This window comes from Actinophytocola sp., from assembly GCF_035762905.1.
GTDB lineage: Bacteria > Actinomycetota > Actinomycetes > Mycobacteriales > Pseudonocardiaceae > DASYTH01.
This window is the reverse complement of record NZ_DASUCC010000147.1, coordinates 1-9,933: the sequence shown is the minus strand read 5'-3', so window position 1 is coordinate 9,933 and position 9,933 is coordinate 1. Positions and strand designations below refer to the sequence as shown.

6 protein-coding genes and 1 pseudogene are annotated in these 9,933 nt (G+C 69.0%); 2 read left to right on the top strand and 5 right to left on the bottom strand.

Going from position 1 to position 9,933, the window contains the following annotated elements; genetic code table 11:
* The 3 genes and pseudogenes from VFV67_RS31995 to VFV67_RS31985 form a co-directional block, all read right to left on the bottom strand.
* Positions 1-326 (bottom strand): annotated as a pseudogene (locus tag VFV67_RS31995) (translocation protein TolB); the annotation flags it as partial.
* Between the two features lie 113 nt (positions 327-439).
* Entirely contained in the window at positions 440-3,457 is a 3,018-nt protein-coding gene (locus tag VFV67_RS31990; RefSeq protein WP_326474435.1) for a hypothetical protein, read from the bottom strand.
* A gap of 157 nt (positions 3,458-3,614) precedes the next feature.
* Positions 3,615-4,094 (bottom strand): hypothetical protein, encoded by a 480-nt coding sequence (locus tag VFV67_RS31985; RefSeq protein ID WP_326474434.1) that lies wholly within the window; start codon positions 4,092-4,094, stop codon positions 3,615-3,617.
* Positions 4,095-4,245: 151 nt separating this feature from the next.
* On the opposite strand from VFV67_RS31985, the gene VFV67_RS31980 reads away from it, so the two are divergent.
* Complete coding sequence (locus VFV67_RS31980) at positions 4,246-8,079, top strand: WD40 repeat domain-containing protein (RefSeq protein WP_326474433.1); 3,834 nt, start codon at positions 4,246-4,248, stop codon at positions 8,077-8,079.
* A gap of 38 nt (positions 8,080-8,117) precedes the next feature.
* Here VFV67_RS31980 and VFV67_RS31975 read toward each other — a convergent pair whose 3' ends face one another.
* Both VFV67_RS31975 and VFV67_RS31970 read right to left on the bottom strand, forming a co-directional pair.
* Positions 8,118-8,252: a hypothetical protein gene (locus VFV67_RS31975; RefSeq protein WP_326474432.1), complete on the bottom strand. Its 135-nt coding sequence runs from the start codon at positions 8,250-8,252 to the stop codon at positions 8,118-8,120.
* A gap of 135 nt (positions 8,253-8,387) precedes the next feature.
* Positions 8,388-8,819, bottom strand: a complete 432-nt coding sequence (locus VFV67_RS31970; protein ID WP_326474431.1) for an SRPBCC family protein — start codon at positions 8,817-8,819, stop codon at positions 8,388-8,390.
* A 221-nt stretch (positions 8,820-9,040) separates the two neighbouring features.
* Between VFV67_RS31970 and VFV67_RS31965 the strand changes: the two genes are divergently transcribed.
* Positions 9,041-9,933: NAD(P)-dependent oxidoreductase (locus VFV67_RS31965; protein WP_326474430.1), on the top strand; the 893-nt coding region annotated here is incomplete at its 3' end.

Below are 9,933 nucleotides of genomic sequence, written 5' to 3'. Positions count from 1 at the left end.
AGGTGGCGGTGCCGGCGCGCAACACCTGCAGCGTCCCGGCCGACAGGTTGCCCCAGATGGTGGGCACGAACCGGTAGAAGCAGCCGTCCGGAGCGTCCTCGGTCAGGTAGACGACCCGGCGCACCGGGTCCGCGGCCGCCGTCCGGCGCGGGATGCCAGGTATAGCCGGTGCCAATGACCTGTTGGCCGGACCAGGCGACGATGCGGCTGGTGAACCCGGCCGGCAGCCGGGTCCCGTTGGCATCGGCCGCTTGGAGCGGACCGTACGGACTCGGGCCGTTCTGCGCCGGTGCCGCGCCGCACCATGCACCTCCGTACCGTGTCAGACCATTAACGGACGGTACGAACCTCTGGTCGCATCCACGCGACGGCAAGGTGAACGCAGGGCGGCGATGGTCGTTCGAGGCGGATACGGCTCACCCCTTGGGCTGCACCGCGGTCAGGTTCCACGAAGGATGACCGGACCGCTGGTGGGCGGCTGAGCGGTTGGCCGTGGTTTCCACCGAGTCTGGCGGGAGGTGGTGTGGATGGCGGGGAATCGGCCGCCGCCTGCCCGGGTGGGGGCCTGGTCGCGGTGCGTGCTGGCGAGCCGATCCTGGAGCCGGACGTGACGGAACTGGTAGGTCCCGCCGACCTGGCGGAGTACGCCGCGCCGGTGGGCGTCGTCGAGGAACCGCATCAGGTGCCAGGGAAGCTGGCCGCGGAGAGCGAACCATCCCTGTGCGGAAAGGAAACATAGCCACGGCGAGTTAACGCCTGCGGCGAGACCGGCGGCAAGGCTGAAGATGAACGCGAACACAAGGCTGGTGCCAAGCGCCCGGAACAGGCCGCCGTTCAGGCCGTTCGTGATCCACGTGGTGAGCAGGTCCGCGATCCAGGCGGCGAGTCCGATCGCCAGCACCTGCGCGATGGTCGCGGCGCGTTCTCCGTGCAGAAGTGACTTCGGGGTGACCGAATGCCGCTCGTCCACCGGCAGGACGATCGCCTCCGAGGTGCCGAAGCCGATCATGAACGGGAGCCCATTGGCGAGCCCGGCTACGAGGGCGATGGGATGCCCACTGGCCAGGACGAAGATCAGCCCCAGCAGGAGCCCGGAAATGAGTCCGATCGGCAGTGCTCTGACCATGGACCGCAGCAGCCTCGGCAGGCTCAGCTCGACCTGCCGGGGTCGGTTGCCGAAACGAGGGCGACTGCGCGTGATAAGGCCGATTCCGAGGCCCCCGATGAACGCCGCCTCGAGCGCGGCCTGAACACCGAAGGCAGGCCCAAGCACCAACCCGATTCCCACTCCGGCGATGGATCCGGCAACACACCCGGTTACCAGTCCGGCGACCCACGCACGGGTGAACTTCAGGCCGGCCGTGAGCCCGAGCCCGAACGCGAGCCCATAGATCAGGCCGTACAGTAGCCCCCGATCGAGGCCATGCGTGAACCCGTACGTGAGTCCGAACGCGAGGCCGAAGCCGATGCCCGCCAGAATCCGGACGGCAAGCCCAAAGGCCACTCCGAATCCGGGGATCGTCTGGGGAAGCTGCCACCAGGCCAGGTCCCGGGTTCGGAGCGTGGCCATCCGCGCGGCGAGGTTGGCCAGCCAGCGTTGGGCCTGAGCGGCCGGATAATCGCCTAGCAGGGGTGAACCGCTGGCCGCCGGGGCCGCCGCGCCGCCTCCCGCGTAGAGCGCGGGCAGGTACGCGTCGAGCAGATGATCCTCCATCTGCGAAGCAGCCGGCCACCGGCGCGGATCGCACAGCCACGCAGGATCCCGGTCGGGCGCGCTGTAGACCGCGCGAGCCAGATACACCATCAACGGCGTCGACAATGCCGAGGCGAGCGGCCCGTCCGGATTCGTTCGTAGCGCCGCGATCAGCGGTGCCCAGCGGCGCGACCCCTCGGGCTGGCCGGCCGGCAGGTAGCCGGCGACGGCGCCGATGTCGACCGGCTCCAACTCCACCACGGCCGCTCGACCCAGGGTCGTTCCGGCCGCTGCCACCGCTGCCTGGTACTCGTCGGCACGGCAGGCCACGACGACGGCATGGTCACCCGCGGCGGCGTCGGCCAGGCCCGCCACAGCGGACGCGTCCAGCGCCGACGGCATCTCGTCGAGCCCGTCCAGCACCGGCAACACGGCGCCGGAGTCGACCAGATGCGTGGCCACATCCGCGCCGTACCGGTCTCGGTTGCCCAGCGCCGGATACTCCTCCACCAACCGCCGGGCAAGCCAGGCATGGAGATGCTCGCGATCTGGGTTCCACGAGGACAGGTTGAGCAACACCGGAACCTGCTCGCCGGTCCGCCACCGCCGCAGCAGTCCCAGGGTCAGCAACATCATCAGCACCGACTTGCCCGCACCCGGCTGCCCGAGCACCACCAGCTGGCGGTATGGCAGCCGGATGAACTTCTCCACGACCTCCCGCACGTCGCCGCCCAACCGCAGCCGCAGCACCCGGCCTTCCGGCCCCGCGGTACCCAGCACCTCCCCGGGAACCGGGGCGACCGGGCGAGACGTCGACGACCAGCGCACTCGCAGCGGCTCCGGTCGGTCCAGCAACCGCGCCGCCGCCTCCCGCCGCCACTGCCGCTCCACCCAGCCCGCGAGATCCTGAGCCGCCTTGCCACGAGCTACCGAGGGATCCACATCCGGCCGGCGCGCCCGAGAGGCCAGACGAAAAGCCACCGCGCTGGTCACCAGTGACACCATCGCGACGACACCACCGGCCACACCGAACACCTTGCCGCCGCGGTCCAGCAGACCAAGACCGCTCGTCCAGAGCAGGAGCGTGGCCCCCGCGACGGCGAGCAGCAACGCCGAACCGCTCACCCAATGCCACCCGGTCCATCGGGACACCACACTGGTGCGGGCGGGCAAATCGAAGTACAACGGTCCGTCCGGCAGCCGCATCCAGGCCTGCACATCGGTTTCCTTCACCTTGACCCGAACCGCCCGGTAGGCGTCCGGTGTGGCTCCCGGCTCGTGTCGCACGATCTCGTGGTAGAACCAGTCCGAGGTGATCAACGCGAGCACACCCGGCGAGGCGGCCAGCGCGTCCTTCAGCGGTGCCGCGTCCAGCAACCGAAACGCCCGGTTGACGGCCGCCCCGGTGATGCCGTGCGAGTCGTAATGAACCTCGCCCGCATCCAGCGCGACCCGCAGCCTTATCTGCGATGGCAATGAGGACTTGGCATTGTGGCGGTGCAGCGCCGCAACGAGCCGGGCGGGCAAATGGTCAACCAGCCGGCTTTTCGGCGCGTCCGGCGGGACCAGAATGAGAATCCCGTCGCCACGGTCCTCCCATGTGCACCTCTCCCACTTGATTCCCGCTTCGACGAAGGCCCGCTCGACGGACTCGTACAATCCTTCCCGCACGGCCAGCTGATGGGCGTTGGTCCGGGAAGGGTCTCCGAACTTCTCAACGTCGACAACCACGATCGCCCGGTGTACAGCGGAATGCTGATCCATAGCGCTCACTCTCCGGGCCAGTTCGGAGCAGCTGGATCAGACACGTTACGCGGTGCGCCGTGATCGCAGCAGTGGTCGCGCGTCAAGGGTCGTCCTCGCGAACGTGGCATGGGCGAAGCCGTCCGGGAGTGCGGCCCGGACGGCTTCCCACGTGGCGCTAGCCGAGACGGGTCCACCATTGGTCGCTTCCGGTGAACCGGTGGAAGGCGTTGGGAACCGAGAGGAGGTAGGAGTATCCGCCGGTGCCGGAGTAGCCGTACATGGTGACGGCGTCCATGTTCCAGTTGTCGTCGCTCTGGAAGGGGTCGTTGTGCGAGACCACGCGGAACTTCACGCCCTGGCCGGCGCAGGAGGACACTGTCCAGTTCGGGTTGTTCAAGCCAACCGTCCTGGGGTTGGTGGAGTTGTTGGCGAACGGTCCCCAGATGTGCTGCAGCTCGATGTCGCCCGTCGTACTGACGAAGAACGGGATGACCTCGGTGTTGCCACGCAGGTCGTCTCCGCCGGTGCGGAAGTCGAAGGTGAAACTGCGCAGGTCGGCGCACGGGCCGACCGGGCTGGCCTGCGCGATCGGCGCGCCGGTCGCCAATGCGCCGAGCGCCACCACACCGGCGGTGAGCATGCGACGGAACTTCATGTGCGGGAGTCTCATGACGGTGGTCCTTTGCATTCCGGTCCGGACACCACGCCGGACGGCCGGAGGAATCGTGGGCATGGCCGGCTCGGATCGGCGGTTTTCCGTATACGGGACACTTTCCCGGTGCCCGGCTGGCCTAGAGTGATGGGCCATGAGAATCGGTCCGGAGCCGGATCCTCGGACAGCCTCCGACCAGGCGGAATTCCGTGCTCTGCTACGGGAGTTGATGGTCTGGGCCGGGTGCGGCTCGCTGCACCGGCTCGAGGCGGTGGCGCGGCGGCAGAACGTCAGCATGCCGGTTTCCACCGCCGATCGGGCGTTGAGCACCGACCGCCTGCCGACGGCCGACTTCGTGCGGCGGTTCGTCGTGGCCTGCCGAGGCGACGTCGGACAGTGGGTGGAAGCACGGGAAAGGCTGGCCGACCGGAAATACGCGCGAAACCAGCCGCCCGTCGCCCTGCCGACGGTGACCGAAATGGCCGAGTTCTGTCCTTATCCTGGCCTGGCCGCGTTCACATCCGAGCAGTCGCAATGGTTTTTCGGCCGGGAGCGAGCGACCGCGGAAGTCATCAGGCACCTGACCGAGCGGCTGGACGGCACCGGTCCACTGATGGTGGTCGCCCCGTCCGGCGCCGGGAAATCCTCGCTGCTGCGCGCCGGGGTGGTGCCGGCACTACGCCGGGCGGTGCTCCCGGGCTCAAATCGGTGGCCCTGTGCGGTGTTCACGCCGACCACTGATCCGGTCGGCGAGCTCACCACGCAGCTCGGCGCGCTTCCACCGGCTGACCGGGTGGTACTGGTGGTCGACCAGTTCGAGGAGACCTTCACCTTATGCGCGCAGGAGCAACCGCGGCAGGAGTTCATCCGCGAACTGTGCGCGCTGGCGGCGAGCCGAGCACTGGTCCTTATCGGGTTGCGCGCGGACTTCTACGGCCGCTGCGCGGCTTACCCCGAACTCGTCGAGTCGTCGCGGCACGGGCAGGTGCTGCTCGGTGCCATGCGGGCCGCCGAACTGCGCGACGCGATCATCAAACCGGCCGCGGCGGTCGGGCTGGAGATCCTTCCCGGATTGGTCGAAATCATGCTGGCGGACCTTGGGGCCAGCGAGGACCCGACCGGATCCGGTTATGAGCCAGGAGCCTTGCCGCTGCTCTCGCACACCCTGTTCGTCACCTGGCAGCACCGCGAGCGGCACACGCTCACGCCGGACGGCTACCGGCTGGCCGGCGGGGTCCACGGCGCGATCGCCGCCACGGCTGAACGCGCCTACCGCCAGCTCGACCCGAACGGCCAGCGCATCGCCCGCCGCCACCTGCTGCGGCTGATCCAGGTCGGCGAGCGCACCGACGACACCCGGCGACGGCTCGACCGCAACCGGCTCATCAACGAGTCGCCGGATCCGGCCCTGGCCGAGGTGGTCATGGAGACCCTGTCGCGCGCCAGGCTGGTCACCCTGGACGCGGACAGCGCCGAGATCACGCATGAGGCGCTGCTGCACGCGTGGCCTCGCCTACGCGAGTGGCTCACCAACGACCGCGCCGGACTCCTGGTGCACCAACGACTCTCCGAAGCGGCCGAAGCGTGGGAGCGGGAGGGACAGCACTCGTCCGCGCTTTACCAGGGCCCCCGGCTCGCCGCCGCCCGGGAATGGGCGGAGACCACCGACCGCGACCTGAGCCCGCTGGAGCGCGACTTCCTCGACGCCGCCATCGGCCGGGAACAGGCCGAACAACTGGCAGCCCGTCGTCGTACCGGCCAGCTCAGACAGCTCGTCGCGGGTCTCACCGTGCTGTTCCTGCTTGCCGCCGCCGCGACCGTCGTGGCCGTGCGCGCCCAGGACACCGCGAACCGGCAACGCGACGAGGCGATCTCCCGGAAGGTCGCGGGCGAAATAGCGGCATTGCGCGTGGCCGACCCCGCACTCGCCAACCAGCTCAGCCTCGCCGCCTATCGGCTGGCTCCCACCGCCGAGGCCCGTGGCGCCCTGCTCAGTTCGTTCGCGATGCCTTACTCGATCCGGCTCACCGGGCACACCCACTATTTGCACAGCGTGGTCTTCAGCCCCGACGGGCACACCATGGCGTCCGCGAGCGCCGACCACACCGCGCGGTTATGGGACACCACGAACCCACACCGTCCCGCCGAGCTCGCCGTGCTCACCGGCCACGCGGATTACCTGACCTCGACGGCGTTCAGCCCGGACGGCCGGAAGCTCGCCACCGCCAGCGGTGACCACACCATCCGGCTGTGGAACATCACGAATCCGCGCGATCCCAGCGAGATCGTGGTGATCACCGGCACAGACGTGCTCCACGACGTGGCGTTCAGTCCCGACGGTCAGACGCTTGCCATCGCCAGCGGCGACGACACCCTGCGGCTGCTGGACATCACCGATCCGCACACGCCGGTGGCGCTGGCCACGCTGCCCGGTCACCGAAACGGAGTGGCCTCGGTGACCTTCAGTCCCGACGGCCATACTCTGGCCACCGGCGGCGGCGATCACGCCGTGCGGCTGTGGAACGTCACGAACCGGCGCAACCCCTCGGAATCCGCGGTGCTCGTCGGTCACGCCGACTTGGTCAACGCGGTGACCTTCAGCCCGGACGGCCGCCTCCTGGCCAGCGCCAGCTACGACCACACAGCCCGGCTGTGGGACCCGGCGAGGGCAACGCCGCTCAGTGTGCTCGGGGAGCACACGGACCTCGTCTACAGTGCCGCGTTCAGTCTGGACGGCCGTACGCTCGCCACGGCGAGCGCGGACAACACGGCACGGCTGTGGGACCTCACCGATCCGGGCAAGCCCACCACGGTGTCCATATTGGTCAGCCACGCCGGCGGCTCCCTCGACACTAACGCCATCGCCACCGTGGCCTATAGCCCGGACGGCCGCACACTGGCCACCGGAAGCTATGACCACACGGTGCGGCTCTGGGACCTGCCGGAATCGGCATCCACCGGGCGGGTCGGCAGCATCCGTCCGCTGCTTCCCTCCCCCGACGGTCGCGGCCTACACGCCGTCACCGCAGGGGCGAGCGTGCACTTCTGGAACATCACCGACCGGTCGCGACTGACCGACCGTGTCACCACTGCCCCGATCGGGAACATCCCGGACGCCACCGCGGCATTCAGTGCCGACGCGCGCCTGCTCGCCACGACGACCGACAACTCGATACGGCTGTGGGAGTTCGCCGATCCGCGCCACCTCATCCCGGTCGCCACCCTCACGCCCGCCCAGACCGCCGACGACGTCAACGTGCCGGCCTTCAGCCCGGACGGGCACCTCCTGATCGTGGTTGGCGTTCGGAAGCGCCTCGCCCGGTTGTGGGACATCACCGATCCTGGGAAACCAGTCCTCCTCGCGGACTTCCCCCTGACCAGCCACACCAATTCGCTCAACTCGGTGAGATTCAGTCCCGACAGCCGTTACCTTGTCACCGCGGGTTTCGACCACAGCGTGCGGTTCTGGAAGCTGGACGACCCCCGCCATCCGACCGAATTCGCGGCGGTGGGCGGTCACACCAACGCGGTCACCATGGTGGCGTTCAGTCCCGACCAGCACACCATGGCGACCGCCAGCTTCGATAACACCGTCCGCCTATGGGATGTGACCGACCCGCTTCGGCCCACCGAGATCGCCACGCTTACGGGCCACACCGGATTCGTCGAGGCGGTCGAATTCAGCCCCGACGGCCACTTACTCGCGACGGGGAGCGACGACCGCACAGCGCGGCTGTGGGACATCACCGACCCACGTCACCCCACCGAATGGGCCACCCTCACCGGCCAAAACGACATGGTGAGCTCCGTCGCGTTCGGCCCGGGGGGCGGACTCATAACCGCGAGTGCCGACGGCACAGTTCGCTTCTCGGACCTCGATACGGTAAGGGTTGGCGCCCGAGTCTGCGCGCTGGCCCATCCGTCCCTCAGCCGTTCCGATTGGGACAAATACTTTCTCGGCCTGGAGTATCAGCCACCTTGCGCATGAACGAGGCACGCGGGCGAACTATTCCCAGGAGACAACGGTCAGAGGCCAAGGAGCAGCCGGACGGCAAAACCGAGGAGCACCGCGGCCATGAGTCGTTGCAGCAGCAGCCTGGTACGCCTGGCCAGGACCCGTTCCCGCATTCGGTAGACCAACTCGACGAGGACCTGCCCCATCTGGGACTCCACTTGCGCGGCGACGGCCAGGAAGACCAGCAAGAACGGCAGGGCCAAACCGTCGTTGAGTCCGGACTCGATATGAGCAACCGGCGCAGCCGCAGCGGCACACCCCGGTTCCGTCGGCCGATGTGCTCAGGTTTCCAGGCAGGCGCGGAGCCGGTGTAGGTCGGCGGTGATGCTGGTGCGGACCTGGTGGATCAGCAGGGGGGTGGCCCACCGGAAGAACCGGCCCGGGTTGCCGGTCGCGTGGATGGTGACCGTCGTGCCGTCGGGGTGCGCCTCGAGTTCGTAGCGGACGGTCATCGGGAACGGGCGGTCCACCGTGAGTTCGACCAGCCGGTCCGGTTCGTGCCGGGTGACGAGGTATCCGTAGGTGAAGCCGCGGCCAAGGAATCTGGCGGTCCGCTCGACGGTCGCGCCTTCGATGAGCGGCCCGGGCTGGGCCGGGGTGCTGGAGGTGATGCCACCCGTCCAGCGCAGGTCGTTGGCTGGGTCGAACATGAAGGCGGCGACCTCGCCGGGGGATCGATGCACCAACACGCTGGGCCGAACATCGACGGCCATCAGGTTCTCCATTCCCGGGATGCGGTCGGGTCAACCTACCTCGGGCCATACACGTGCGCCGGCATCGTGGGAACGCCTGGATGCAGGAACGCCCGGGCGGCGGTGCCCGGTTCGGCGTCGAGCCGCCCGAGGTGGATCGAGACTGTGAACTGGGTTACCGCCGGTCATGGGGTGTCGGGGTGTCTCGTCTGGTGTGGGTGAGCACAACGGACGGAGACGTCATGAGGATCTTCATTGCTGGGGCGTCCGGCGCGATCGGCGGTCACCTGGTTGCCCAGTTGGTGGCGGCCGGGCACGAGGTGGTCGGGACGACCCGCTCGGCTGCCAAGGTCGGCGCGTTGCGCGCGTTGGGTGCCGAGCCGGTCATCCTCGACGCGCTCGACCCGGACGCGGTGGCCGACGTGGTGGCCAGGGCCGGGCCCGAGGTGATCGTGCATCAGGCCACGGCGCTGAACGGGCCGGTGAGCATGCGCAACGTGAAGCGGATGGCGGCTGCCACCAGCCGGCTGCGGATCGAGGGGACCGATCACCTGCTGGCCGCCGGGCGCGCCGTGGGCGTCGGGAAGTTCGTGGCGCAGAGCAACTATGCGGTGTTGGAACGCGCCGGTGGTCCGGTCGTCGACGAGAGCGGGCGGGTCGATCCGAACCCGCCCAAGGACACTAGGGCGGGGATGGAGGCGTTGCGCCATCTGGAGGCGGCGGTGACCGGCATGACCTGGGCCGAGGGCATCGTGCTTCGCTACGGTGGTTTCTATGGCCCGGGGACCGGCATCGAGACCGCGCCGGACGCGGTCATGGCCGGCCTGATCCGCAGGCGACGGTTCCCGATCGTGGGTGGCGGCGGCGGGGTGTGGTCGATGGTGCACATCAGCGATGCCACGTCGGCCACGGTCGCGGCCATCGAACGCGGCAAGCCCGGGATCTACAATGTCGCCGACGACGAGCCGGCGCCGGTGCGGGAAATGCTGTTGGAGCTGGCGCGGGTGCTGGGCGCCAAACCGCCACGCCGGGTGCCGGCCTGGCTGGCCCGCACGCTGGCCGGCAAGGGCGCGGTGCAGATCATGACGCAGGCCCGTGGGATCCGCAGCGAGAAGATCAAACGCGAGCTGGGCTG

Coding starts and splice junctions, on each gene's coding strand:
- VFV67_RS31980 (WP_326474433.1), top strand. CDS start 4,246: ATGAGAATCGGTCCGGAGCCGGATCCTCGGACAGCCTCCGACCAGGCG.
- VFV67_RS31975 (WP_326474432.1), bottom strand. CDS start 8,252: ATGGGGCAGGTCCTCGTCGAGTTGGTCTACCGAATGCGGGAACGGGTC.
- VFV67_RS31985 (WP_326474434.1), bottom strand. CDS start 4,094: ATGAAGTTCCGTCGCATGCTCACCGCCGGTGTGGTGGCGCTCGGCGCA.
- VFV67_RS31990 (WP_326474435.1), bottom strand. CDS start 3,457: ATGGATCAGCATTCCGCTGTACACCGGGCGATCGTGGTTGTCGACGTT.
- VFV67_RS31970 (WP_326474431.1), bottom strand. CDS start 8,819: ATGGCCGTCGATGTTCGGCCCAGCGTGTTGGTGCATCGATCCCCCGGC.